Origin of the sequence: Nocardioides sp. zg-DK7169 (assembly GCF_013155365.1) — a bacterium.
Lineage (GTDB): Bacteria > Actinomycetota > Actinomycetes > Propionibacteriales > Nocardioidaceae > Nocardioides.
Genome location: NZ_JABJRA010000009.1, coordinates 115,513 through 139,831 on the forward strand (window position 1 = coordinate 115,513; position 24,319 = coordinate 139,831).

The following is a 24,319-nucleotide window of genomic DNA, read 5'->3' on the forward strand; positions in this document are numbered from 1 at the left end:
ACGTCCCTTCGCGCGACCTCCCCGGTGGGTCGCCGGGCCACTGTGTCGCGGCGCGCGCGGGTGCCTCGGAGCAGCCCGGCCGCACTCCCCCCAATTGGGTACGTCGGGGCGGACGCGGCCCGCCGCGGGCGCCGGCCCGAGGAGCCTGAGGGCCCACGCACGCCTCGCCCCTCGGGAGACCTCCCTCGTGATCCGGCCCGCCTCCCCCCTCGGCCCCCTCGGCCCCCGCCACCCCTCAGCACCCTCCGGCACCGCACCGCTCGCCCCCGAGCTCGACGGACCCCTCGCCCACCTCGCCGAGCAGCTGTGGGGCACGGCCCTGCGCGCCGGCCGGCTGCGCCTCTCGCGCCGCGCGCCCGCACCGGGCTGGCGCGAGGCGGAGCACTACCTCGTGGTCCCGTCGATCTCGCGCGCGACCATCCTGGTCCCCGACGTGCCGAGCGCCGCCCTGCGCGGCGCGCTGCTGAACTACCGGGGACTGCGCTCGGGCGCGACGGCCATGCAGCGCTCGGTGCTCGGCGGCGCGGTGACGGCCCGGGTGCGGATGCCGTTCCCCCGGCTCTCGGTGCAGGTCCCCGACGACGCGGCCCCCGACGAGCTCCCCCTCGGTGCCCTCGAGCGGATCCTCGGCACCGGCCCCCTGCTCGCCTCGGTGGGGGTGCGCACCGGCGCCAACCGCAAGGCGACGCTCCAGCTCGTCGATCCCGACGGACGACCCCAGGGCTTCGCCAAGCTCGGCTGGGACGGCGCCAGCACCGCCGGCATCCTCGCCGAGAGCGCGGCCCTCGAGCAGGGCCCGCACTCCGGGCGGGTCCGGGTGCCCCGCCCGCTCGCCACGGGGACCCTCGGCAAGCACCCCTACGTCGTGACCACGCCACTGCCGCTGGACGTCCGGGGGCTGCGCGGCACGGTCGCCGCGCCCACGCCCGAGGAGCTGGCCACGCTGTGCCCGCGCGACCGGGTCGCGCCGATGGCGAGGACCGGCCAGCTCCGCGCCGTACGCGAGCGCCTGGCCGCCCTGGCGCCCGCCCCCGGCACCGCGCCGCTCGTCGCCCAGGCCCGCGAGCTGGGCGACGCCCTCGCCGCGGTGCCCACACCGGTCCCGGTCGCCACCCGGTGGCACGGCGACCTGACCCCGTGGAACGTCGCCCGCGACGGCGCCGGCACCCTGTGGTGCTGGGACTGGGAGTCCAGCGAGCCCGACGCCGTGGCCGGGCTCGACGCCCTGCACTGGCACTCCGCCGTACGCCGGGAGCGCGGCGAGCGCCTCGGTGCCTCGACCCCCGCCGCGGTGCTCGCCGACGCCGCGCCGATGCTGCGCGCCGCCGCCCTGCCCCGCTCCTGCGACGGCGCCGTCGCCGCGCTGTGGGCGCTGAGCATCGCCGAGCGCGCGCTCGGCCTCGCCCTCGGCGTCGGCGACCCCGTCGACCCGCCGACGGGCACGGAGCGCTGGGAGGACGACTGGGTCCGGCCCGACGAGCTCGCCGCCCTGCTCGGCGGTGCCCGACGGCTGCTCCCCCGTGAGTCGGACCGCGCGGCCGAGCGGACCTCCGCGTGAGCACCGCGCGCGGCCGGACCGCACCGGCCCGGGTTCTGCCCGGCGCCGCCCTCCTCGGCGTGCTGACGGCGTCCGCCTGCGGTGCCCCCCTCGTGGTTCCCGACCCCGCCAGCCGCCCGGCCACCGAGCGGGTCGACCACCGTGCGAGCGCCCCCGCGGACGCCGTCGTCCTGCTCGGCGTCGACGGTGCCGGCCGGCCACGACAGCTCGGCTCCGCGGAGGTGCGGGTGGGTGCCCTGTCCCTCGACGGCGGGCGGATCGTCGTGCGCGGCACCAGCCCCGTGGGCGACCGGGCGCTGCGTCTGCCCGCCTTCGCCCCCGACCCCGGCCCCTACCCTCGCGCGGCGCTCACCGTCGCCCCCGTCGGGGCGCGCGACCTGCTCGAGCCCGGGACCCGGCCGTTCACCTGGGGCACGGACTTCCGGGTGGACCGCTCCACCGGCACCAGTGCCGTCGACAACGGCGACAACCTCGTGCAGCGCGGCCTGTCCAACGACGCCGGCTTCTTCAAGGCCGAGCTCGACCAGCGTCGACCCGGGTGCACGGTCACCGGCTCCGAGGACACCCTGATCGTGCACGCCAGCGAGCGCGTGGTCCCGGGGCGCTGGTATCACCTGCGCTGCGAGCTGAGCGCCGGCGAGCTCGCCGTGCACGTGACCGAGCTGACCGGCGAGGACGGCGCCCGCTCGTTCGCCAGCCACGTCAGCGGATTCGTCGGCGACGTGCGCTTCGAGCACGGCGTCCCGCTGGCGATCGGCGGCAAGGTGGGCCTGGACGGCCGGCTGCTGCCCCACGCGACCGACCAGTTCAACGGCCGGATCGCGGCGCCGTACGTCGGCTACCTGTGAGCCTCAGCGCACGAAGCGCACCCAGCCGCGCGCGGGCACACCCGCGACCCGGGTGATCCGCCCGCCGGCGACCAGTCCGCGCGGGCTGACGTCCAGGGCGTAGATGCCCCAGAAGTCCGGCACCGCGGGCCGCCAGGACAGCACCCGGCCGGTCCCGAGGTCGGCCGCCAGGAGCTTGGCGCGCGAGCGGCCGCCGTACCCGCCGTGGACGCCGAAGTAGGCCAGGTTCTTGTGCACCCGGACCGCCTGGACGTCGCCGCCGGCCGGGACCCGCCACTGTCGTTGCCCGGTCCGCACCGACCACGAGCAGAGCACGTTGAAGTTGTCGGCCAGCACGATCCGGCGCCCCTTCGAGGCCACCTGCAGGGACAAGACGTCGCCGCCGGTGCGGGCGAGCTGGCGACCGCGGGTGCGACCGCTGTCGAGGTCGAGGGCCACGATGCTGTCGCGGGCCTTGCCCTGCACGCGCTCGAAGGCGCCGCCCACCCAGACGCGGCGGGTGGCGGTGTCCACGCCCAGCGCGAAGACGGGCCCGTTCAGCCGCGGGTCGAAGCGCTCGTCGCGGTTGCCGCTCGCGGGGGCGAGCCGGGTCAGCCAGGACTGGGCGACCCCGCCGACGCGGGTCATCCGCCCGCCCACGATCAACCCGCCGTTGCCGAGGGCGAGGGCCTGCACGCCGTGGTCGAGCCCGGCGTCGAAGTCGGTGGCCACGCGGCCGGTGTCGAGGTCGATCTTGGCCAGGCCGGTACGCGGCCGCGCGCCGACCCGCTCGAAGTAGCCGCCCACCCACAGCCAGCGGCCCCGGGTCTCCAGCGCCCGGACCACCCCGTCGGTCCCGGGCACCGCGCCCGCGACGAAGCGACCGTTGCTCAGCCGGAACACCGCGAGGTTGCGGGCCGGCCGGCGGCGTCCCCCCGGGGCGATGGCGTTCTTGAACTCCCCGCCCACGATGACCAGGTCGCCCTTGATCCGCACCGCCATGACGCGGCCGTCGACGCCCCAGCTGCGCTGGACCTTGCCCGGTGCCGCCTTCCGCGCCGCGGGCGGCGCCGCGGTCGCAGCGGCGGCGGGCGCAGCGGACGCGGCGAACGGCCCGCGTCGGTCGGCGTCCGTGCCCGGGAGGCTCACCGACGCCAGGACGAGCGCGGCCAGCAGGGCGAGGCGGACGAGCTGGCGCAGCGGACCGGACGCGCCCGAGCGGACCGGGCCGACCGGGCGCCGCGCGGCGCTCACGTCCACCCCAGCCGCCGGCCGAGGAAGCGCTCCAGCTCGGCGTTGTGGGGGGCGAAGTACCGCGCCAACAGGTCCCGCTCACGGGCGGGGACGGGGTCGGAGCGGCGGCTCGCGTTGAGCCCGCCGGTGCGTGCCAGCCGGGCCGGGGGCACCCCGAGGAAGTCGCAGGTGCGGTCCAGGACCGCCTGCGGGTCGGCGTACAGGTCCTCGCTGCGCAGGACCAGCAGCTGCTCGGGCGGGAACGCCGCGAGCCAGTTGCGCAGCTGCGGGAGGTAGACCCCGCGGGCGCGGTAGGAGTACCAGTCGTGGGCGGTGCTGTAGTACGTCGGGTCCGCCGCCATCCGCTCCAGCTCCCCGGCGGTGCGGTCCTCCTCCGCGTCCAGCGCGTCGGCGAAGCCGAGCGGCTCCACGCCGTTCTCGACCCGCTCCTGGTAGTGCGACCAGGCCCGCTTCACCGGGTCGCGCAGCAGCACGATGCTGCGCACGCCCGGGGCGACGCGGCGCACCGCGCCCGCGATCCGCGGGTCCCACAGGTAGTACGGCGAGGCCTCGCCGCCCAGCGGCGCGTGGCCGAGCCGGGCGCCGACGACGGCGCGGTAGGGGCGGGCGTGGAAGTGCGAGCGGTACCACCGCTCCCCGCGGTGGGCCTGCTTGAAGAAGTAGTCGGTGCTCTTCTTGCCGCGCACCTGCGGGTAGAGGCCGAGCAGGCCCGGGTGCTGGAGCAGGTAGTCGAACATCGAGGTGGTGCCGCCCCGCTTGGTGCCGATGACCAGGAAGTCAGGGGCCGGGCGCCACGGCGAGGTGGCCAGGCCGTAGGCGCGGGTGGTGCGGTCGGCGGCGTCCTTGAGCCAGCGGGGGGCGCTGTCCTTGAGGGCGCCGCCCGGTCGGGTCGCGAGGCTCATGCGCGGGTCCCCACCGGGTCGGAGGACTCCGGGGAGCTGGGCTGCCCGGCGGGGCCGGGCGTGGTGTCGACTGGCTCGTCGCGGCGGTCCAGCGCGTGGTCCCGCTCGGGACGGGTGCGCCCGCGCAGGTCGACCGCACCGAGCACGCGACCGTCCACGGCGACGACGTCGGAGACGAGCGCCGCCAGCGCGGTACGCCGGGTGCGACCGGTGCGGGCGACCACCAGCACCGCGTCGGCCAGTCGGGCCGCGAGCATGCGGCCCGCGGTGCCGGCCGCCGGGCCCAGGCAGACGACCGTGCGCGTGGCCGGGGCGCCGCGCTGGGCGAGCGCCTCGCCGAAGCGGGCCAGGGCGGCGGCCTCGCCGCCCTGGGGGTCGAACCAGCACACCCGCAGCTCGGGGTGCCGGGTGGAGCGGTAGGCGACGGTGCCGGCGGCGCCGGTGCTGCCGGCCGGGCTCCCGGCGCGTGCGTCGTCCTCCTGGTGCAGCTGGAGCTCGGCGCCGAGGGCGCGCATGCGCTGCTGGGTCACGCCGACCAGGACCAGCTCGGCGTCGCCGCCGAGGCCCGCCGCCGCGACGGTGAGGGCCGCGCCGAGGCTCGGGGCGCCGGCCTCGGCGTCGTCGCGACCGGCGGTGTCGAGCACCGCGAGCACCCGGTGCGGGCCGCCGTCCGGCGCGTCCGCAGGGGGTGCCTGGTCGAGGAACTGCCAGACCCGCAGCAGGGCGTCCTGGACCGCGCCCCGGGTGGGCAGCCGCAGGTCCTGCGGCAGCCGGGCCAGGACCGGTCCGGCGCCCGACACGAGGACGTCGTCCTCGTCGCGGACCCGACCGTCGAGCGCGTCGCGGGCGAAGGCGAGGACCAGCCCGAGCAGCAGGCCGGCCAGCAGTCCGCCCGCGACCAGCAGGGCCGGGGGGCGGCCGGTGGTGGCACCGATGTCCCCGGCGTTGGTGATCACGGTGCCGCCGGTGGTCTCGATGGCGCTGAGCTCGCCGATGCGCAGCAGCAGCTCCTCGATCTCGCTGTCGAGGATGTCGCGCTCCTGGGCCGCGGCGCCGGCCATCCGGCTGCCCGCGGGCGCGTCGGCGATCTCGCGGGTGGCGGCGAGCACGTCGTCGCGCAGCAGGTCACGGCGCCGGCTGAGCTGCTCCACGGCGTTGGCGACCCGCTGGCGGGCGAGGCTGCCGCGGTAGGCGAGGAACTCCTCGGCGATCCGGTCGGCGCCGGCGACCGCCTCCTCCACGCTGCCGGCGGTGTAGGTCAGCCGCAGGACGGTGGCGTCGGGGTAGACCTCCGCGCGCAGGCCGTCGCGGATCTCGGCCGGCGTGGTGCTCTCGAGCTTCTCCGCCGCGCGGGCCACGACCTCGGAGGACCGCACGGTCTGCACCTCGGTCTGGGCGTCGATCAGCCCGGACGGCTCGCGCTGGAGGTCGAAGGGGTCCTGGGAGATGACGTTGAGGTTGACCATCGCGGCGGCCGTGGCCGTGCTCGGCCGCAGGGCGGCGTACGCACCCCCGATGCCCGCGCCGAGGGCCGCGCACACGAGCAGCACGATCCACCGCCGTCGCAGCACCCTCCCGTAGCGACCCAGCCCCCACGGATCCGCCTGCCCAGCATGCATCAACGACTCCCAGCTCGAGACGACCATCCCCCACGGATCGCCGGAGCGCCCACCGTAGGGACGCGTCCCGACCGGGCCCGGGGCTCCGGAGCGGTATCCCCCAGATGGGGTATACGACGGCGGGCACCGGACCCCGGGCACGGGCCGCGCCGCAGGATCCGGGCATGTCGCGCCCCTCCCCGACGCCTGCCCGCACGCGGGCCCCGTCGTCGGCCCCGTCCCCGGTGCTGTCGCCGGACGCCGCGGACCTGCCGGCGTGGCCGGTGGTGGTGCTGTTCGCCGGGCTACCGCTGTGGTGGGTCAGCGGCGTGCTCGACCTGGTCTGGGTCCCGGCCGCCGTGGTGATGGCGATGCTGCTCGGGCGCGCCGACACCGTGCGCGCGCCGCGCGGCCTCGGCGTCTGGCTGCTCTTCCTGGCCTGGTGCGCCGCCTCCGCGATCATGGTCACCACCGCGAGCGACCTGCTCGGCTTCGCCTACCGCCTCGCGCTCTACCTGGCCGGGACGGTGCTGCTCGTCTACGTCTACAACGCCCGCCACCGGCTCACCGACCGGGTGGTGTGCGGCTGCCTGACGCTGTGGTGGGTCTACACGGTCGTGGGCGGCTACCTGGGCCTGCTGATGCCGGCCGCGGTGCTGCGCACGCCGCTGGCGCGCCTGCTGCCCGACTCCCTGCTCGGCAACGAGCTGGTGAGCCACATGGTGGTGCGCCGGCTGAGCCAGTTCAACCCCGACTCCTTCCTCCAGGTCGCCCCGCGCCCGAGCGCGCCGTTCCTCTACACGAACAACTGGGGCAACGTGTACTCGCTGCTGCTCCCCTTCGTGATCGTCCACCTCTGGCAGGTGCGCGGCGAGCGCCGGTTCTGGCTCCTCCTCGCGGTGCTGCCCGCCTCCGCGGTGCCGGCGCTGCTGACCCTCAACCGCGGCATGTTCCTCGGTGTCGGCCTCGCCGCGGCGTACGTCGGCCTGCGCGCGCTGCTCGCGCGCCACCTCCCCACCATCGCCGTCCTGGTGGCCCTCGGCGTCGGCGCCGTCGCGCTCTTCCACGCCCTGCCGGTGGAGGAGCGGCAGGGCGACCGGCTGAGCACGAGCGCCACCACCAGCACCGACGACCGGGCGGCGCTCTACGTGCAGGCCCTGGAGCTGGTGCCGGAGTCCCCGCTGTTCGGCCACGGCACCCCCGTGCCCACGCTCGGCGAGGCCGGCGTGCCGGTGGGCACCCAGGGCCAGGTCTGGATGGTGCTGGTCTCCCACGGCCCGGTCGCCACTGTGTGCTTCCTGGGCTGGTTCGCGCTGGCCTTCCTCGGCACCGTGCGCCGCCGTGACCCGGTCGGGCTGGCGTGCAGCACCGCGCTGCTGGTCGGGAGCGTCGAGCTCTTCTTCTACGGCGCCCTGCCCTACGGCCTGCCGCTGCTGATGCTCGCGGCCGCGCTCGGGCTGCGCGGCGCCGATGCCGCACCACCGCCTGACCCGCGCCCGGCTGCTGGGCGCCCCCGTCGTCTCGTCCCGTCCAACGAACCGGAGCGCGCATGAGCCTGCCGTCCTTCGCCCCTCCCCTGGTGTCGGTGGTCATCGCCACCCGCGACCGTCCCGAGATGCTGCGCGAGGCGATCGCCTCGGTGCGCGCCCAGGACTACGCCGGCCCGCTGGAGATCATCGTGGTCGCGGACCGCTGCGAGCCCGACCTGTCCCTCGAGGACGACGACGGCCGGGTGAGCGTGCGCGCCGTGCGCAACGTGCGGCGCCCCGGCCTCGCGGGGGCGCGCAACACCGGGGTCGAGGCCGCGCACGGCGAGCTGGTGGCGTTCTGCGACGACGACGACCTGTGGCTGCCCGGCAAGCTGCGGCGTCAGGTGGCCGCGCTGGTCGCGCGCCCCGACGCCGTGCTCGCCTGCTGCGGGATCCGGGTCGACTACGACGGGGGCACCCACGACCGGGTGCTGCCCGCGACCCAGGTCGGGTTCGACGCGCTGCTCGCCGACCGGCACACCGAGCTGCACCCCTCGACGTTCGTGGCCCGCACGGCCGCGCTGCGCGGCGCCGTGGGCCTGGTCGAGGAGGAGGTCCCCGGCGGCTTCGGCGAGGACTACGAGCTGCTCCTGCGCTGCGCCCGCGCGCATCCCGTGCTCAACGTCCCCGAGCCGCTCGCCGTCGTGCGGTGGGGCACCCAGTCGTTCTTCTTCCGCCGCTGGGAGACGATGGCCGCGGGCCTGTCCTGGCTGCTGGAGCGCTACCCCGAGTTCGAGACCTCGCCCCGCGGCTCCTCGCGCATCCACGGCCAGATCGCGTTCGCGCACGCCGCCATGGGTCACCGCCGGGTGGCCCTGGGCTGGGCGGGCCGCGCCATGCGCCGCAACCCCCGCGAGCCCCGCGCCGTGCTCGCCCTCGCCGTCGCCGCCCGCGCCGTCACCCCCGACCGGGTGATGGAGGCGCTGCACCACCGGGGTCGGGGGATCTAGGGCCTGGGGGTGTCGGGGGCTCCGGGGGGACGGGATAGTCCGCCACACAGGTGTCCTCTCGCGGCCCCAGGGCGACCCCCATGTGGCGGACTACCGCGCCCCGTTGCCCCGCCCCAGGACGACACCCACGACGAAGGACCCGGCCCACACCGGACCGGGCCCTCGTCGTACGCACTCAGGGGTTGCTGGTCAGCGTGGCCCGCAGGTGGAAGCCCACGTCGCGGGTGGCGCGGAAGTTCAGGTGGGTCTCGGCGGCGATCACGTTGGTGCCGTTGCGCAGCAGCGACGCCGGGACGGTCACCAGGACCGGGGCGGCGTTGGCGACGGTGCTGTTGCGCGCCGACGTGGCGTAGGTGCCCGAGGTGACCGGCCCGCTCGGCATGTTCGAGCGCACCACCTCGGTGCCGTTGACGTAGACCACCACGCCGTCGTCGGCGACCGTCTCCAGCTCCAGGCGCACCACGCGGCTGGCATCGGCGACGGTGAACCCGCGCCGGAAGTACGCCGCCAGCGGCCGCTCCGAGGTGGTGGCGAAGCCGTCGATGTCGGTGCCCAGCGTCGCGGTGGTGCCGAAGCCGAGGGCCCCGGCTCCCCTGCTCCACGAGGCGTCGTCGAAGGACGTCGCGTTCCAGTCGGTCGGCGGGGCGCCCGGGGCGTAGCGCCAGGCCCAGGTCGCGCCCCGGTCGACGACCACGCTCGTGGCCGCCGGCGGCGGTGCGCTGACCGTGACCGAGCGGGTCAGCTCGCTGGAGGCCCCGTCGTCGTCGGTGACCACCAGCGTCACCGGGTAGGTGCCCGGGGCGGCGAAGGTGCGCGACGCGGTCGCCCCGCTGGCGGTGCCGCCGTCGCCGAAGTCCCAGCGGTAGGAGTCCACCGTCCCGTCGGGGTCGCTGGAGCCTGACGCGTCGAGGCTCACGCTCAGCCCGTCGGTGGTGAAGGAGAACGCCGCCTGCGGCGGACGGTTGGCCGGTACGCCGCCGGACGCGTCGGCCACGCCGGCCGCCCACAGCTGCTGCACCTGCTCCGCGGTGAGGGCGCTCGGGAAGGTGGCGACCTCGTCGATGGCGCCGTTGAAGTGCTCGGTGAGCGGCCACTTCTGGGCGTAGAAGTTGCGCCCGAAGACCGCCTGCTCGTTGCGCAGGTCGGTGTAGCCCACCCGCTGGTAGCCCTGGGTCAGGCCACCGGCGGTGCCCTCGTAGGTCCCGAGCAGGATCCCGTCGACGTAGAGCGACGCGGTGGTGCCGCTCCAGGTCGCGACCACCTGGTGCCAGCGGCCGTCGTTGAAGGTCAGGCCCTGCTGGCGCACGTTGTTCAGCCGCGGGCCGAGCGGGTCCGGGCTGCCGGTGCGCGGCGGCTGGTGCACGGAGAACACGACGTTGCCGTTGTTGTCCATGGTCACCGCGCGGTCGGAGTAGGTCCCGACGCCGGTCTTGGTGTCGGTCACCGCGAGCAGCGAGCCGCCGGTGATCGAGGTGGTGCGGAACCACGCCGACTGGGTGAAGGCCGGGGTCAGCTCGAGGGAGTCGCGGGAGGTGAGGTGCCCGGTGGCGCCGTCGAGGGCGACCGCGCCGTCACCGGCGAGGGCGCCAGGCGTCGTGGCGACCCCGCCGACCTTCTCCCCCGGCGCGGCGGCCGCGGTCGAGCGGTCCTCGAGCGTGGTGCCGGCGTCCCCGGCCCGCCAGTACAGGTTCGCCCCGAGGGAGCGGACCAGGTCGGCGTACGCCGGTGGGGCGCTCGCGCGCACGGTGGCGCTCGTCGTGGGCGAGCTGGCGCTCGTGCGGACCCCGTCGCTGACCCGCAGCCGGTAGCCGTACGTCGCGCCCGGGGTGAGGCCGGTGTCGTCGAAGCGCATCGTGGGGCGGCTCCACGGGTAGGACTCGACCGTCTGCTGCTCGACGACCGTGTTGCCGCGCAGCAGCTGGTAGGTCAGCGTGCCGCTGTCCTTGTCGATGACCGCGGGCCACTGCACGGTCAGGCCGCCGGCCGCGTTGGCCTGCACCGTGGGCGCGGCCGGGTTGTCGGGTGCCGAGCCGTTGCCGGGCGCGAAGCGGGCCAGGCCCTGCTGGGCGGCGTTGTTGACCCGGCTGAAGTCGCCGCCGACGAACATCTGCGAGCCGTCGGTGGCCAGCACGTGCGGACCGACCGGGTTGTTGCCGGTGCTGGCGTTGGTGTTCGGCGACCAGTGCACGAACGAGCCGTCCTCGACGTCCTGACCCACCAGGCGCCACCAGATGAACCCGTCGCGCGAGGTCCCGCCGACGTAGCCGCCGCGTGCGTCGCCGTAGTTGAAGGCGCAGTCGTGCTGGTGTGAGGCCTTGTAGAGCACGCCGTCGAGCAGGGCCAGGCCCATCGAGGCGCCCAGGCAGGTGCTGTTCCACTCCAGCTCGCCGTCGCTGATCCGGGCCGCGTAGGTCCCCTCGTAGCAGCCCGGCGGGTCACCCTCGGCGGTGACGTACGCCGTGGTGCCGGCAGAGACGATGTCGGTGACGCGTGCCTTGCAGTTGACGTTGATCGGCTGGGTGGTGTTGGCCTCCCAGGTCTCCAGGTCGCCGGTGGCGGGGTCGACCGAGGCGACCGCCCCGGTGGTGGTGCCGTTGACGGTGGTGAACTCCCCGCCAACCAGGATCCGGCTGCCGTCCGGTGCGATCTCCACGGCCTGGCCGCGGGCGTCGAGGGACGCGGTGAAGCCGCTGCGCAGCGCACCGGTGGTCGGGTCGAGGGAGGCGAACCGCGACTTCGCCGCCCCGCGGATGCTGGTGAAGTCACCCGCGACGTAGACCCCGGAGGCGGACGCCGCGACGGCCATCACGGTCGCGTTCGCGTTGGCGGTGAACCCGGTGGCGAGGGTGCCCGAGGGCAGGTTGATCGCCGCGACCCGGTTGCGGGTCTGGCCGTTGACGGACGTGAACATGCCGACGATGTACATCCGCGAGCCGTCGGGCGAGATCGCGATGTCGTCGACGCGACCGTTCAGGGTGACGTTGAAGCCGGTGACCAGCGCACCCGTGCTGGCGTTGAACGCGGCGAGGTTGGTGCGGGTGACCTCGCCGGCGCCGCCGAGCGCCACGCCCGGCGGGCGGACCCGGTTGAACGTGCCGCCGGCGTACACCACGCCGTTGGAGACCGCGATCGCCTCGACGTTGTTGTTGGTCTGCCACATCGGCGAGGTGACGCCGCTGAGGCCCTGGTCGCGCTCGGCCGCGGCGGCCGGGGGCGCGCTCGCGAGCCCCACCGCGAGCAGGGACCCGGCGCCCACGACGCCGGCCAGGAGCGCACCGAGCAGGCGCCGCGACGCCGGGCGCGAGGCGGTACGGCGCGGCGCGGGAGCGCCCTCGGAGCGAGAGGAGGTCGAGCGCATGGCAGGGCCTTTCACGGGGTGGAGCGCGGGAGGGGCGGAGCGGGTGGAGCGGAGGAGGGAACGGTCGGCGGGCTCAGCGCAGCGCGGGCGGACGCCGGCGCCAGCCGGGTCGCGACGGGCGGCGAGGCGCTCCCAGGAGGAGCTCGAGCTCCTCGGCGAGGGCGGCATGGGCCCGGGTGGTCGCGCCGCTCTCCTCGACCGTGCGCACCACCAGGGGCCGGGGACCGATCAGCAGGGCGGTGTCGAGCGTGGTCTGGAAGTCCTCGACCTCCCGGACCGTCCGCACCACGCCGGCGGTGCCCACGAGCCGGGCGAAACGGAGCTGGTGGGCGTCGACGTGCTCGCCCATGGCGGGGTCGCGCGGCACGCAGATCGGCACGTGGCCGGCCGCGCGCGCGTCCATGATCGTGCCCGGTCCCCCGTGGCAGACCACGGCCGCGGACTCCCGCATGACGGTGGTGAGGCGGGCGTGGGAGAGGAAGCGGTGCCCCTCCGCGACCACCGGCGCCTTGCCGTCGCCGTGCTGCACGACGAAGTGCACCTCGGGGTGGCGCAGGGCGGCCTCGTCGACCCAGTCCACGAGCCGGTGGAAGGGGTGGTGGTCGGTGCCGACCAGGGCGAGGACCGTGGCCCTCACAGCAGCGGCCCCACGAGCCGGGCATCGGGGTAGAACGCCAGCTGGTCCTCCCACTGCACGATGCGGCGGGTGGTGAAGGGCCCGCACAGGCGCCCGGTCATGGTGGGGGTGTCGACCCGGTCGTAGACCTCGATGAAGACCGTCGGGATCCCCATCATCCGCGCGACCACGAAGAACGGGACCGCGACGCCGGCCCCCGAGCTGAGCACCAGCGCCGGCCGCTCGCGGCGCAGCACCCGCAGTGCCAGGACCGCGTTGCGCAGCAGGTTGGGCAGGTGGCGCGTGGTGGGCGAGAAGGAGTGCACGACCCGCTCGCCGGCGAGCCGGTCCGCGACGTCCGCGGTGTCCGGGGCGACCCAGACCCGGTCGCGGCCGCTCCACCAGCCGCGCATCGTCAGCAGCTGCGCGAGGTGACCGCCCTGCGAGGTGATCAGCAGGACCTCGGTGGCCATCAGTAGGCCCCGCGTCGGCTGGTGACCGCACGCACCGTGCGCAGGCAGATGCCGAGGTCGCGGCCCAGGGTGACGTTGTCGGTGTAGCGCAGGTCCAGGCCCACCGACTCCTCCCAGCCCAAGTCCGAGCGGCCGCTGACCTGCCACAGGCCGGTCAGCCCGGGGCGCACCGCGAGGCGGCGCCGGGTGCGCTCGTCGTACCCCTCGACCTCGCCGGGCAGCGCGGGGCGCGGACCGACCAGCGACATCTCGCCGCGGACCACGTTGAGCAGCTGCGGCAGCTCGTCGAGGGAGGTGCGTCGCAGCACCCGCCCGGCGCGGGTCACCCGCGGGTCGCGGTGGATCTTGAACAGCACGCCGGCGCCCTGGTCGGCGTGCGCGACGCTGGCGCGCACCGCTTCGGCGTCGGAGACCATCGTGCGCAGCTTGTACATCGTGAACGGGCGCCCGTCCTTGCCCACGCGGACCTGGCGGAAGAACGCCGGGCCCGGGGAGTCCAGGCGTACGACGAGCGCCAGCAGCGCCAGCACGGGGGTCGCGAGCGCCAGCAGCGCGAGCGCCGCGAGCCGGTCGAAGGCGGCCTTGGCGGCCCGCACGGCGAGCGGGGGCCGGCTGCGGTCGACGACCGCGAAGGCGCTGCCGCCGGACCAGCCCATCCGCACGCGGTGGCGGTCCACCCCGTCGAGCAGGCCGTCCCAGGCCACCGCGACCCGGACCGGGCTGGCCTCCAGGCGCCAGCACAGCCGCTCCAGGGCCCGCGGCCCGACGGCCGCACCGGGGAGCAGCACGACGGTGTCCGCGCCCCACGCCTCCGCGGCACCCGGGTCCGAGGAGACCGGCAGCCCGAGCACGTCGGGCTCCAGCAGGTCCGCCTCGTCCTGCACGACGACGGCCCCGACGACGTGGACGTCACGGCGCGCGCGCCAGGCGAGCGCGGAGCTCGCGACGACGGTGGCGTCCCCGGCGAGCACGACGCGCAGCGGCGGGCGCCCCAGCGCGACCAGGGCACGGGCGAGGACCGAGGCGGTGGTGGTCACCGCGACCATCCCCAGCACCGGGGCGACCTCCGGGGCCCCGACCAGCCAGGCCACGACGACACCGCTCAGCAGCACCGTGAGCGCGGCCCGGGCGGTGCTCGGCGCCTCGAGCCACCCGCGGCGCGCGGCGGCCCGGGCGGCCAGGCCCGTCGAGGCGCAGGCGACGGTCAGCATCGCGCCCGTCACCAGGGCGTGCCCGCCGAGCGTCAGGACGGCGATGGTCCCGGCGGTGAGCACCGAGATGGTCTCGGCGAGCGCGCCGAGGAGCGCGTGGCTGCGCCTGTCGAGGAGACCGACCTGCTCGTCCACCGGAGGGTCGGCGACCACCGCGACGGTCGGCGCGGGGGCCGCGAGGCGCTCGGGATCGAGTGCCTGGGCATCGGCGAACGAGCTCACGAAGTGCCTCCAACGGTGCGGACGGGAACAGAGTTCGAAGGGTGGTTCATCGCGGTCACCACGGCCGTTGGGCCGCGTGGGCCTTTCCCGGATTTTGGGGAGACCAGCCGCCGCGGTCCGGGACCCGCCGCTCCTCCACGAGCGAGGCGTACGCCGCGACCGCGGCCAGCTGGGAGTTCACCGCGAGCTTGCGCAGCACGGCACGCACCTGGCTGCGGACGGTGGCCTCGGAGACCCCGAGCTGGGCGGCGATGCGCCCGACGTTGTCGCCGGCGTACAGCAGACCGAGGATGGTGAGCTCGCGGCGGGTGAGACGACGCATCCGCTCGGCCAGCTCGCGCTGCTCGGCGAGCACCGCGCGCCACGAGTGCCGCAGCTGGTTGGCCTCGCCCGGCTCGACCGGCCGGATGCCGGCCGCCGCCCGCCTCAGCACGGCGGAGAGGTCCTCCAGGCCGACGGCGGAGCTCAGCACCCCCAGCGCCCGGGCGTCGAGGACGGCGCCCCAGCGGGGCCCGCGGGGGGCGCCGGTGAGCACGACCCAGTGGTCCGGCCAGGCCGCGAGGATCCGTTGGGCGTGCTCGAGCCGGTCGGCGCGCTCGAGGTCGGTCACCAAGACGCCGAGCGTCATGCCGGGCGGGACCGTCACGACGGCGCCGGCGCGCTCGGGCCACCGCGCCAGCCGCGCGTCCCAGCCCTGCCCGGCGAGCGCGGCACGGATGGTCTCGGCGACCAGCATCTGGTCGGAGACCACCAGGACGCTGCTCACCGGGCACCCCGTCCGGGAGCACGGTGAGCGGGACACCGGCCGGGCCGGTCGAGATCGGGCATGGCGGCATCGTCTGGAGGGCGCCGGTGCCCCCGCTCCTTCCCAGCCCGGAGTGCCCGCAATTTGGGGATGCCCGGCCCGCGGGCCGTTCCGCATCCTTCCGGTGTCCGGTCGGTCGCCTCGCCGCCCGAGATCCACGCTGCCCAAACCCCTTCCCTGGAAGGTAAATGTTCCGCGCGCTTCGCCCTGCCCCCGTCCGTTCTTCACCAAAAACGGGTAAGCGGAAGTGATCCTTGTGGATGACCGTGACTCAGAACACAAGCATCGGCTCCGCGAGCAGACATGAGGCTCGCTCTCGGGAGGGAGAGCCGTCCGGCCGACACGGCCGGACGGGACACAGGCAAGTGCGCGGGGGGTAGGAGTGTCACCAGGTTCAAGCTCGAGCGACTCATCCAGATGGGGCGGCGCGCTCATCGTGTGCGTGCTGCTCGCTGTTCCGCTCGTCGTCATCGGCGCGACCAACGCGGTCGACTCGCTCGGCGAGCTCGCGGTCGCCTCGAGCCTCGTCTTCGCGCCTGCGCTCATCGTCTCCGCGCTGTTCCTCTACCTGCACTGGCGCATCACCGACAGCCAGCCGGTCGCCTGGCTGACCACCTGCACGATCGTGATCGCCGCGCACGGCCTGGTGGTGGCCGCACTGAGCCTGGGCGACGTCGGCCCCGAGCAGGACGCCTGGGTGCTGGCCACCGACCTGCTGGTGGTGTCGATCATCGCGATCACCCTGGGCTTCTCCGAGACCGTGCCGGTCGTCGCCGACCCGGCCGCGCTCGGCTTGGCGATCGGCGTCCTGCTCTCGACCGCCCACTTCGCGGTCGCCGGCCTCGGCTGGGAGCTCCCGCTGGCCACCGCCGGACGCGGCGTCGGTGCCGTGGCGCTGGCCCTGCTGAGCGTGCCGATCGTCGCCGGCCTGGCCCGGATGCCGCTGCCCCGGTGGGCGGCGCTGCGTCTGCAGGTCGGGCTGGTGCTCTTCATCGTGTCCCTGACCGTGGGCCGCCTCGAGGGGAGCGAGACCCTCGTGCCGGGCGTGGAGCTGGTGGCGGGGTTCATCGCCACCGCCACCGTCTGCTCGGCCTCCTTCGCCCTGCTGTGCGCGGCCATCGGCGACGACCTGCGTGCCATCGCCGACCTCCGCCGCTCGTTGCGTGCCATCGAGAACCGGGCCCGCTCGGACCGCGCCCAGCTCCACGAGGTCAAGGGCACCATCGCCGGCATCGCCTCCGCCGTGGAGCTGCTGACCGGCGACTACGGCTACGACGCCCCCGTGACGGGTTCCGGGGCCGGCCCCGCGCTGCGCTCCCGCGCCTCCCTGGGCCAGATGGTCGCCCAGGAGACCGCGCGGCTCACCCGGCTGCTGCACAAGCCCCCGGTCGAGGGCGCGAGCGAGGTCTGCATCGACGACATCCTCGCCCCGCTCGTGGTGGCGCACCGCAGCCAGGGCCGCACCATCCACTGGGAGCCCACCGGGCTGCGCTGCCGCGCGGTCGCGGACCACCTCAGCGAGGTCGTCAACATCCTGCTCGCCAACGCCGCCGCCCACGCACCGGGCAGCACCGTGGAGATCCGCACCTCCCGCACCCAGGACCGGGTCCTCATCCAGGTGCGCGACCACGGCCCGGGCGTGCTGCCCGACCTCGCCGACTCCGTCTTCGAGTGGGGCGCGCGACGCCCCGAGTCGACCGGCAGCGGGATCGGGCTGAACATCGCCCAGACCCTGCTCGAGGCCGACGGCGGCTGCCTGCGCCTGGACCGCAACCACCGCGACGGCGCGTGCTTCGTCATCGGTCTCGACCTCGCCCGGAAGGAGAGCGACGTTGCCTAACCTCCAGCAGCAGCCCCGTCGCCGCACCCGCGTGGTCATCCTCGAGGACCACCACCTCTTCGCGGAGTCGCTCGAGGTCGCCCTGTCCATCGACGGGTACGACGTGCGCCGCCTCGGCGTCAACGACGTCTCCTCCGCCGCCGCGGCCGTCTCCGCGGTGTCCCGGCTGCGCCCGCGCATCCTCCTGCTCGACCTCGACCTCGGCCCGCTGGGCGACGCCGTCCGGTTGATCACCCCGATGGCCAAGGAGGGCATCAACGTCGTGGTGGTCACCGCCTCCGACGACCGGGCCCGCTGGGGCGAGTGCGTGGCCAACGGCGCGCGCCGCGTCGTGTCCAAGACCCGGCCGCTGAACGAGGTCCTCTCGGTGGTGCGCCGGCTCAGCCAGGGCCTGCAGGTGCAGGACCCGCAGGAGCGCGAGGAGCTGCTCAAGGCCTGGCGCGACCAGCGCGCCAGCCAGCAGGACGTGCGCGGCCGGCTGAACTCCCTGACCCCGCGCGAGCGGCAGGTCCTCGGTCACCTGATCGCGGGCCACCAGGTGCGCGAGATCGCCCGGATCGGGGTCATCTCGGAGGCGACCGTCCGCACCCAGGTGAAGTCGATCCTGTCCAAGCTGGGGGTCTCCTCCCAGCTGGCCGCGGTCGGCCTGGCCAACTCCGTGGGCTGGCGCGTCGAGGCCTGACGCCCGCCCCGGCGCCGACAGGCACCCAGGCGGCGCTCAGCCGGTGCGCTCGGCGTACAGCGTCGCGGCCGCGTGCACGTCGAGCACGTACTGGCGGGAGTGGTTGTAGGAGAAGACCGCCTCCGACCAGCCGTCCCCGGAGGTCAGGTCGCGGTCGTCGTGGCACAGGTAGCGCGCCGCGGCCAGCGCCGCGTCGTCGAGGTCGTTGGGGTCCGAGACGCCGTCGCCGTCGCCGTCGGAGGCCCAGGTCGCCCAGGTCGAGGGGATGAACTGCATCGGGCCGACCGCGTGGTCCCAGTGCCGGTTGCCGTGCCATCGGGTGCTGTCCCGCGTCGCCGGGATGGCGGCGAAGTCGCCCGACCCGTCCAGCGCGGGGCCCAGGATGCGCTCCGAGGACTGCCCGTCGACGCCGAGGGTGCGCTCCCCGATCGTGCCGTGCTGCGACTCCACCCAGCCGATGCCGGCCAGCGTCGTCCAGCCGAGGGTGCAGGTGCGGCCCACCGCGAGCTGCGCGGTGGCGTAGGCGCGCAGGGCGGTGGCGGGGATGCCGGCCCGCTCGGCGGTGGCGGTGAGCCAGGCCGTGTCGATCTGCGGTACGCCGACCGGCTGGTCCGGCGGCACCACGGGGCCCTGCGCCGTCGTGGGCGCGGGCGCGACGACGTACGGCTGGCGGATCGTGGGGATCGGCTCGGGGCCGGCCAGCACCGTCTGCGATCCCGCCCACCCGAGCCCGGCGACGGCGAGCAGCGCCGCCGCCAGCGACCCGATGAGGCGCGCGGGCCTCACCGGGACCGGCCGGCGACGCCCGCACGCGGGCGCAGGTGCCGGAGGTCGCAGGACATGGCGTCAGTATGGCCGGGGTCCCCCGGCCCCGGCGAGCCAGGCCCGACCGCGGACGCTCAGCCCGCGGAGGTGACCCCGGTGCGCTTGATGAACGCGAGGATCCGCTCGGCGAGCTCGGGGCGGCACACGATCAGGTCGGGGAGGTAGACGTCGTCCTGGTTGTACTCCAGCGGCGTGCCGTCGATGCGCGAGGTGAACAGCCCGGCCGCGCGGGCGACGGCGACGGGGGCGGCGGAGTCCCACTCGTACTGCCCGCCGGCGTGCACGTAGGCGTCGGTGAGGTCGCGGGCCACCGAGATGACCTTGACCCCGGCGGAGCCCATCGGCACCAGCTCGGCGTCCAGCTCGACGGCGAGGGCGTTGACGAACTCCGGCGGGCGGCTGCGCGAGACCGCGATCCGCGGGCGCGGCGCGGTCGAGGCCGGTACGACGGGCGGCGCGGCGGTCGTGAAGGTCTCCCCCAGTGCCGGCTGGGCCACGGCGCCGGCGGTCAGGTCGCCACCGTCGGCGGTGCGCTCCCACAGCGCGACGTGGACCGCCCAGTCCTCGCGCGGGACCTCGGAGAACTCGCGGGTGCCGTCGAGCGGGTCGACGATCCAGACCCGGTCGCGCTCCAGGCGGGCCTTGTCGTCCTTGCCCTCCTCGGAGAGGACGGCGTCGCCGGGGCGGTGCTCGGCGAGCAGGCTCATCAGCAGCTCGTGGGCGGCGCGGTCGCCGGCGTCCTTGAGCTCGCGGCCCTCCAGGCCCTCCCGGCGCACCTCGAGGAGGCGGCGCCCGGCGGCCTCGGCCAGCCAGGTGGCGAGGACGTGGTCGTCGGTGGCGGCGGCGGGCGGCGGGGTTCCGGGGTCGAAGCTCACGGGCGGGAGCCTAGCCGGACAGCCGGACGCCGGCCTCCCCGAGGCGGTGGCGCAGGGCGGGCAGGCCCTCCTCGAGCCGCCAGGTCACCGCGCGCATCCCGGCGGCTCGGGCGGTGTCGGCGTACGCCGGGTGGTCGTCGACCAGCACCACCTCGGCGGCCGGGAGGCCGAGCTCGGCCAGCACGTGGGCGAGGAACGCCGGGTCGTCCTTGGTGGCCCCGAGGACGCAGGAGCAGAAGCAGCGGTCGAAGAGCTCCGCGTACCCCATCTCCTCCAGCAGGTACGCCGCGCGCACGTCGTTCTGGTTGGTCGCCAGGTGGCACCCGAGCCCGGCGGCGCGCAGGTCGCCCACCAGCGCGCGGACGCCCTCGTCGACCTCGACGCGGCGCCACAGCTGCAGCAGCCCGGCCTCGCGCCCGGCCAGGCCCCAGCGCGCAGCCAGCTCGGCCACGACACCGGCGAAGGGGCGCTCGCCGCGCAGCGCCGGCGCCTCGGCGGCCCACAGGTCGTCGGTGAAGCGATCGGCATCGGCCGCGGGCACCAGGCCGCGCACGGCGTCCAGCCACCCGGCGGGGTTGCGCTGCAGCACGCCGTCGGCGTCGAGCAGGACCGCACGCACCGGCGGCAGGGTCAGGAGTTGAACTGCTGCTGGGTGCGCTCGAGGCCCTCGGTGACCAGGCACTCGACGGCGTCGGCGGCGGAGTCCACGCCGAAGGGCAGCAGCTTGCGCTCGGCGGCGGAGTAGTTGGAGAGCACGAAGTCGGCGACGTCCTGGCGACCGGGTGGGCGGCCGATGCCGACGCGCACCCGGTTGAAGTCGCCGGTGCCCAGCGAGGAGCGCATCGACTTCAGGCCGTTGTGGCCGTTGTCGCCGCCGCCCAGCTTGACCCGCATCGTGTCGAAGGGGATGTCGAGCTCGTCGTGGATCGCGACGACGTGCTCCGGGGCGACCTTGTAGAAGCTGGCGAGGGCCTTGACCGGGCCGCCGACCTCGTTCATGTACGAGCGCGGCTTGGCCAGCACGACCCGGGGGCCGGGCCGGCCGGGCGCGCCGAGGCGTCCTTCGACGACCTCGGCGCGGCCCGACTTGTGGGCACGGAACGACGACCCCATCCGGGAGGCCAGCTCCTCGACCACGAGGTAGCCGATGTTGTGGCGGTGCCCGGCGTACGTCGGGCCGGGATTCCCCAGCCCGACGACGAGCCACACGGGTGCGTCGGTCACGGAGTCCCGGCCCTTCGTAGGAGTGCGTGTTCAGTGGTGCCCGGAGGTCACTCCGAGTCGGCCGCGGCCTCGGTCTCGGGGGCGTCCTTCTCGATGCCGGCCTCGACCTCGGCCTGCTCCAGGTCGGCCTCGAGGGCGGCGGCGCTGACCTGCTCGGTCACGTTCACGATCAGCGTCGCGGGGTCGACGAGCAGCGAGACGTCCTGGGGCAGCGGCAGGTCGGCGGCGGTGATCAGGGTGCCGGCGACGGCGCCCTCGACCGAGACCTCGATCTGCTCGGGCACGTGGGTGGCCTCGGCCTCGAGCTGGATGCTCGAGGCCTCGGTCACGACCAGGGTGCCGGGCTTGGCCTCACCGACGACGATGATCGGGACCTCGACGGTGACCTTCTCGCCGCGGACGACGGCGACGAAGTCGACGTGCTCGATGACGCGCTTGATCGGGTCGATCTGGACCTGCTTGGTCAGCGCCAGGTGGGTCTCGCCGTCGAGGCTGAGCTCGAGCAGCGCGTTGTAGCCGTGGTTCTTCAGCGCCATCATCGTGGCGTGACCCGGCAGGATCACGTGCAGCGGCTCGGCGCCGTGGCCGTAGACGACGGCGGGGATCTTGTGCTCGCGGCGGATACGGCGGGCGGCACCCTTGCCGAACTCGGTGCGCTTCTCGGCGGTGATCTTCTCGGCGGACATGCGACTCTCCTGTTGCGTGCAGACATCAAGGGACCGGGGTCGCCGTGCGAGATGGATCCGCCGATCACAGTGCGGCACACGAGACGAGCCGGCCCTGTCGATCACGGAGCCGCGGGTCCGGCGGACCGGACGCGCTCCCTCGCCGAGGCAACCGCAGCAGTCTAGGCGCGGGTCGGACCGGGTGCCCAATCCGCGCCCGCCCGCCGCTGGCGAACTCGTGCAGAGACAGTCGATCGAGTGGTTTCGCCGTACGCCGGACGCAGCAGGACGCCACTGCCTGAGCGGCGGTGGCGTCCTGCTGGTGGTCTGCTGGCCTGTCGGCTCAGGCGTGGCCGTCGAACATCGAGGTGACCGAGCCGTCGTTGAAGACCTCGCGGATCGCGCGGGCGACCAGCGGGGCGATCGAGAGCACGGTCAGCTTGTCGAAGCGGCGCTCGTCGGCGATCGGAAGCGTGTTGGTGACGACGACCTCGGTGGCCGGGCTGTTCTTGAGCCGGTCCACGGCGGGGTCGGACAGGATCGCGTGGGTCGCGGCGATGATGACGCCCGCGGCGCCCTCCTTCATGAGGGCCTCGGCGGCCTTCACGATGGTGCCGCCGGTGTCGATCATGTCGTCGGTCAGCACGCACATGCGGCCGGCGACCTCGCCGACCACGCGGTTCGCGACCGTCTCGTTCGGGCGGTCGGTGCGGCGGGTCTTGTGGATGAACGCCAGCGGCGCCCCGCCCAGCTTGGCCGACCAGCGCTCGGCGACCTTGATCCGGCCGGCGTCCGGGGACACCACGCACAGCTGCTCGCTGCCGTACTTGGACAAGACGTACTCGGTGAGCAGCGGCAGCGCCATCAGGTGGTCGACGGGGCCGTCGAAGTAGCCCTGGATCTGGTCGGCGTGCAGGTCGACCGAGATCAGCCGGTCGGCGCCGGCCGTCTTGAACAGGTCGGCGATCAGGCGCGCGGAGATCGGCTCACGGCCGCGGTGCTTCTTGTCCTGGCGCGAGTAGCCGTAGAACGGCATCACGACGGTGATCCGCTTGGCCGAGGCGCGCTTGAGCGCGTCGACCATGATCAGGTGCTCCATGATCCACTCGTTGATCGGAGCCTTGTGGCTCTGGATCACGAAGGCGTCGCACCCGCGGACGGACTCCTCGTAGCGGACGTAGATCTCGGAGTTCGCGAACTCGTACGCCGAGGTCGGGACGAGCTCGGTGCCGAGGATCCCGGCAACCTCCTCGGCCAGCTCGGGGTGTGCCCGACCACTGAAGACCATCAGGTTCTTCTCGGTGGTCTTCTTCATTCCGGTCACAAGTGACTCCTGGATCGCCGGGAGGGGATGAACACGATTGTGCCCCTCCGCGGCGACCGGCCTCAAACCACGGCTCACGTCTGAGACGTCACGTGTGAGCCGGCTCTCGCTGCCGCGCGCCTACTCCGGTGCGGGCCCGGCGGACTCCTCCGCCTCGCGGGCGGCACGGGCGGCCCCCGCCTGCGCGGTGCCGGGGCGGCGCCGCTCGGCCCAGCCCTCGATGCTGCGCTGCTCCCCGGCACTCACGGCCAGCGCGCCGGGCGCCACGTCGCGGCGTACGACGGTGCCGGCGCCGGTCGCCGCGCCGTCGCCGATCTCGACCGGGGCGACGAAGGTGTTGTTGGAGCCGGTGCGCGCGTGGCGCCCGACCTTGGTGCGGTGCTTGGCGACGCCGTCGTAGTTGGCCACGATCGTGCCGGCGCCGATGTTGGTGCCCTCGCCGATCTCCGCATCACCGACGTAGGACAGGTGCGGCACCTTCGCCCCCGCGCCGATCTCGGCGTTCTTGGTCTCCACGAACGCGCCGATCTTGCCCGCCGCCCCCAGCCGGGTGCCGGGCCGCAGGTAGGAGAACGGGCCGACGTGGGCGCCGGCGCCGACGACGGCGAGCTCCGCGTGGGTGCGCACCACCCGGGCGCCCTCCCCCACCTCGCAGTCCTTGAGCGTCGTGTCCGGCCCCACCACGGCGTCCTCGGCGACGGCGGTCGCGCCCAGCAGCTGGGTGCCGGGCAACAGCGTCACGTCGCGGGCGAGCACCACGTCGGCGTCGACCCAGGTGGTGGCGGGGTCCATCACCGTGACGCCCTCGCGCATCCAGCCGGTCAGGATCCGGTGGTTCATCTCGCGGCCCAGCTCGGCGAGCTGCACGCGGTCGTTGGCACCCTCGGTCTGGAGCACGTCGTCGATCACCAGCGCGCCGACCGCGAGGCCGTCCTCGCGGGCGATGCCGACCGCGTCGGTGAGGTAGTACTCGCCCTTGGCGTTGTCGTTGGAGATGCGCGGCAGCGCGGAGAGCAGGAACTCCGCGTCGAAGGCCAGGATCCCGGAGTTGATCTCGGCGATCTCGCGCTGCTGCGGCGTGGCGTCCTTCTCCTCCACGATCGCCACGACCTCGCCCTCCTCGTCGCGGACCACGCGCCCGTAGCCGAACGGCTGGGCCACCACGGCGCTGAGGATGCTGACCGCGCGCTGGGCCGCCTCGTGCTCCGCGGCCAGGGCGCGCAGCGACTCCCCCTCGAGCAGCGGGGTGTCGCCGTAGGCGACCAGGACGGTGCCCTCGACCGTGCCCTCGGCGGCGAGCAGCGCCTCGACCGCGACGCGTACCGCATGCCCGGTGCCGGCCTGCTCCTCCTGGACCGCGAGGAGCGCCTGCGGCATCAGCTGCTGCACGTGTGGACCGACGACCTCGCGCTGGTGGCCCACGACGGTCACCACCCGGTCGGCGCCCGAGCCGGCGACGGCGTTCAGCACGTGACCGATCATGGTGCGCCCGCAGATCGGGTGCAGCACCTTCATCGTCTTGGACTTCATCCGGGTGCCTCCACCCGCGGCCAGCACGATGACCGTCAGCTCACGACTCAT

21 protein-coding genes are annotated in these 24,319 nt (G+C 74.9%); 6 read left to right on the top strand and 15 right to left on the bottom strand.

The features are described from left to right. Positions 1-187: 187 nt before the first annotated feature. Both HOQ23_RS14370 and HOQ23_RS14375 read left to right on the top strand, forming a co-directional pair. On the top strand, positions 188-1,558 hold the full coding sequence (locus HOQ23_RS14370) for a hypothetical protein (RefSeq protein ID WP_172215298.1): 1,371 nt from the start codon (positions 188-190) through the stop codon (positions 1,556-1,558). Further along, positions 1,555-2,406 (top strand): hypothetical protein, encoded by an 852-nt coding sequence (locus HOQ23_RS14375; RefSeq protein ID WP_172215299.1) that lies wholly within the window; start codon positions 1,555-1,557, stop codon positions 2,404-2,406. Before HOQ23_RS14370 ends, HOQ23_RS14375 begins: the two co-directional genes overlap by 4 nt. Before the next feature lie 3 nt (positions 2,407-2,409). On the opposite strand, the gene HOQ23_RS14380 is transcribed toward HOQ23_RS14375, so the two are convergent. From HOQ23_RS14380 to HOQ23_RS14390, 3 genes are read right to left on the bottom strand one after another with little or no spacing between them, the layout of a single operon-like run. After that, positions 2,410-3,639 carry a hypothetical protein gene (locus HOQ23_RS14380; RefSeq protein WP_172215300.1) on the bottom strand — a complete coding sequence of 410 codons (1,230 nt, stop codon included), beginning with the start codon at positions 3,637-3,639 and terminating at the stop codon, positions 2,410-2,412. Then, entirely contained in the window at positions 3,636-4,541 is a 906-nt protein-coding gene (locus HOQ23_RS14385; protein WP_172215301.1) for a sulfotransferase, read from the bottom strand. The genes HOQ23_RS14380 and HOQ23_RS14385 overlap by 4 nt, the downstream gene beginning before the upstream one ends. Next, on the bottom strand, positions 4,538-6,160 hold the full coding sequence (locus HOQ23_RS14390; protein ID WP_172215302.1) for a hypothetical protein: 1,623 nt from the start codon (positions 6,158-6,160) through the stop codon (positions 4,538-4,540). Before HOQ23_RS14390 ends, HOQ23_RS14385 begins: the two co-directional genes overlap by 4 nt. Positions 6,161-6,324: 164 nt before the next feature. On the opposite strand from HOQ23_RS14390, the gene HOQ23_RS14395 reads away from it, so the two are divergent. Next, positions 6,325-7,692, top strand: coding sequence for an O-antigen ligase (locus HOQ23_RS14395; RefSeq protein ID WP_172215303.1), 1,368 nt, complete (start codon positions 6,325-6,327; stop codon positions 7,690-7,692). After that, positions 7,689-8,618, top strand: coding sequence for a glycosyltransferase family 2 protein (locus HOQ23_RS14400; protein ID WP_172215304.1), 930 nt, complete (start codon positions 7,689-7,691; stop codon positions 8,616-8,618). The genes HOQ23_RS14395 and HOQ23_RS14400 overlap by 4 nt, the downstream gene beginning before the upstream one ends. 175 nt (positions 8,619-8,793) lie before the next feature. On the opposite strand, the gene HOQ23_RS14405 is transcribed toward HOQ23_RS14400, so the two are convergent. The 5 genes from HOQ23_RS14405 to HOQ23_RS21625 all read right to left on the bottom strand — a co-directional run bounded on the left by HOQ23_RS14405 (position 8,794) and on the right by HOQ23_RS21625 (position 15,264). After that, positions 8,794-11,976: a PKD domain-containing protein gene (locus HOQ23_RS14405; RefSeq protein WP_172215305.1), complete on the bottom strand. Its 3,183-nt coding sequence runs from the start codon at positions 11,974-11,976 to the stop codon at positions 8,794-8,796. A 73-nt stretch (positions 11,977-12,049) separates the two neighbouring features. Then, complete coding sequence (locus HOQ23_RS14410) at positions 12,050-12,613, bottom strand: glycosyltransferase (RefSeq protein WP_172215306.1); 564 nt, start codon at positions 12,611-12,613, stop codon at positions 12,050-12,052. Then, entirely contained in the window at positions 12,610-13,065 is a 456-nt protein-coding gene (locus HOQ23_RS14415; protein WP_172215307.1) for a UDP-N-acetylglucosamine--LPS N-acetylglucosamine transferase, read from the bottom strand. Before HOQ23_RS14415 ends, HOQ23_RS14410 begins: the two co-directional genes overlap by 4 nt. Beyond that, positions 13,065-14,498 (bottom strand): sugar transferase, encoded by a 1,434-nt coding sequence (locus HOQ23_RS14420; RefSeq protein WP_172215308.1) that lies wholly within the window; start codon positions 14,496-14,498, stop codon positions 13,065-13,067. Before HOQ23_RS14420 ends, HOQ23_RS14415 begins: the two co-directional genes overlap by 1 nt. Positions 14,499-14,553: 55 nt before the next feature. Then, the gene (locus tag HOQ23_RS21625) at positions 14,554-15,264 is read right to left on the bottom strand and encodes a response regulator transcription factor (RefSeq protein WP_172215309.1); all 711 of its coding nucleotides are present in this window, start codon (positions 15,262-15,264) and stop codon (positions 14,554-14,556) included. A gap of 481 nt (positions 15,265-15,745) precedes the next feature. Here HOQ23_RS21625 and HOQ23_RS14430 point away from each other — a divergent pair, with 481 nt between their 5' ends. Together HOQ23_RS14430 and HOQ23_RS14435 are read left to right on the top strand one after the other, a co-directional pair. After that, on the top strand, positions 15,746-17,143 hold the full coding sequence (locus tag HOQ23_RS14430; RefSeq protein WP_172215310.1) for a HAMP domain-containing sensor histidine kinase: 1,398 nt from the start codon (positions 15,746-15,748) through the stop codon (positions 17,141-17,143). Then, positions 17,136-17,825: a LuxR C-terminal-related transcriptional regulator gene (locus HOQ23_RS14435; RefSeq protein ID WP_172215311.1), complete on the top strand. Its 690-nt coding sequence runs from the start codon at positions 17,136-17,138 to the stop codon at positions 17,823-17,825. The genes HOQ23_RS14430 and HOQ23_RS14435 overlap by 8 nt, the downstream gene beginning before the upstream one ends. A gap of 36 nt (positions 17,826-17,861) precedes the next feature. Here the strand turns inward: HOQ23_RS14435 and HOQ23_RS14440 are convergent, their stop codons facing one another. The 7 genes from HOQ23_RS14440 to glmU form a co-directional block, all read right to left on the bottom strand. Beyond that, complete coding sequence (locus tag HOQ23_RS14440; RefSeq protein ID WP_172215312.1) at positions 17,862-18,611, bottom strand: lytic murein transglycosylase; 750 nt, start codon at positions 18,609-18,611, stop codon at positions 17,862-17,864. 113 nt (positions 18,612-18,724) lie between these two features. Next, entirely contained in the window at positions 18,725-19,525 is an 801-nt protein-coding gene (locus HOQ23_RS14445) for a 3'(2'),5'-bisphosphate nucleotidase CysQ (protein WP_172215313.1), read from the bottom strand. Between the two features lie 10 nt (positions 19,526-19,535). Then, positions 19,536-20,144 carry an HAD-IA family hydrolase gene (locus tag HOQ23_RS14450; RefSeq protein ID WP_172215314.1) on the bottom strand — a complete coding sequence of 203 codons (609 nt, stop codon included), beginning with the start codon at positions 20,142-20,144 and terminating at the stop codon, positions 19,536-19,538. Between the two features lie 11 nt (positions 20,145-20,155). Continuing rightward, positions 20,156-20,749: an aminoacyl-tRNA hydrolase gene (gene pth / locus HOQ23_RS14455; protein WP_172215315.1), complete on the bottom strand. Its 594-nt coding sequence runs from the start codon at positions 20,747-20,749 to the stop codon at positions 20,156-20,158. Between the two features lie 47 nt (positions 20,750-20,796). Continuing rightward, the gene (locus HOQ23_RS14460) at positions 20,797-21,435 is read right to left on the bottom strand and encodes a 50S ribosomal protein L25/general stress protein Ctc (protein WP_172215316.1); all 639 of its coding nucleotides are present in this window, start codon (positions 21,433-21,435) and stop codon (positions 20,797-20,799) included. Positions 21,436-21,757: 322 nt separating this feature from the next. Further along, the gene (locus tag HOQ23_RS14465; protein ID WP_172215402.1) at positions 21,758-22,729 is read right to left on the bottom strand and encodes a ribose-phosphate diphosphokinase; all 972 of its coding nucleotides are present in this window, start codon (positions 22,727-22,729) and stop codon (positions 21,758-21,760) included. Between the two features lie 129 nt (positions 22,730-22,858). Continuing rightward, the gene (gene glmU, locus HOQ23_RS14470; protein ID WP_172215317.1) at positions 22,859-24,319 is read right to left on the bottom strand and encodes a bifunctional UDP-N-acetylglucosamine diphosphorylase/glucosamine-1-phosphate N-acetyltransferase GlmU; all 1,461 of its coding nucleotides are present in this window, start codon (positions 24,317-24,319) and stop codon (positions 22,859-22,861) included.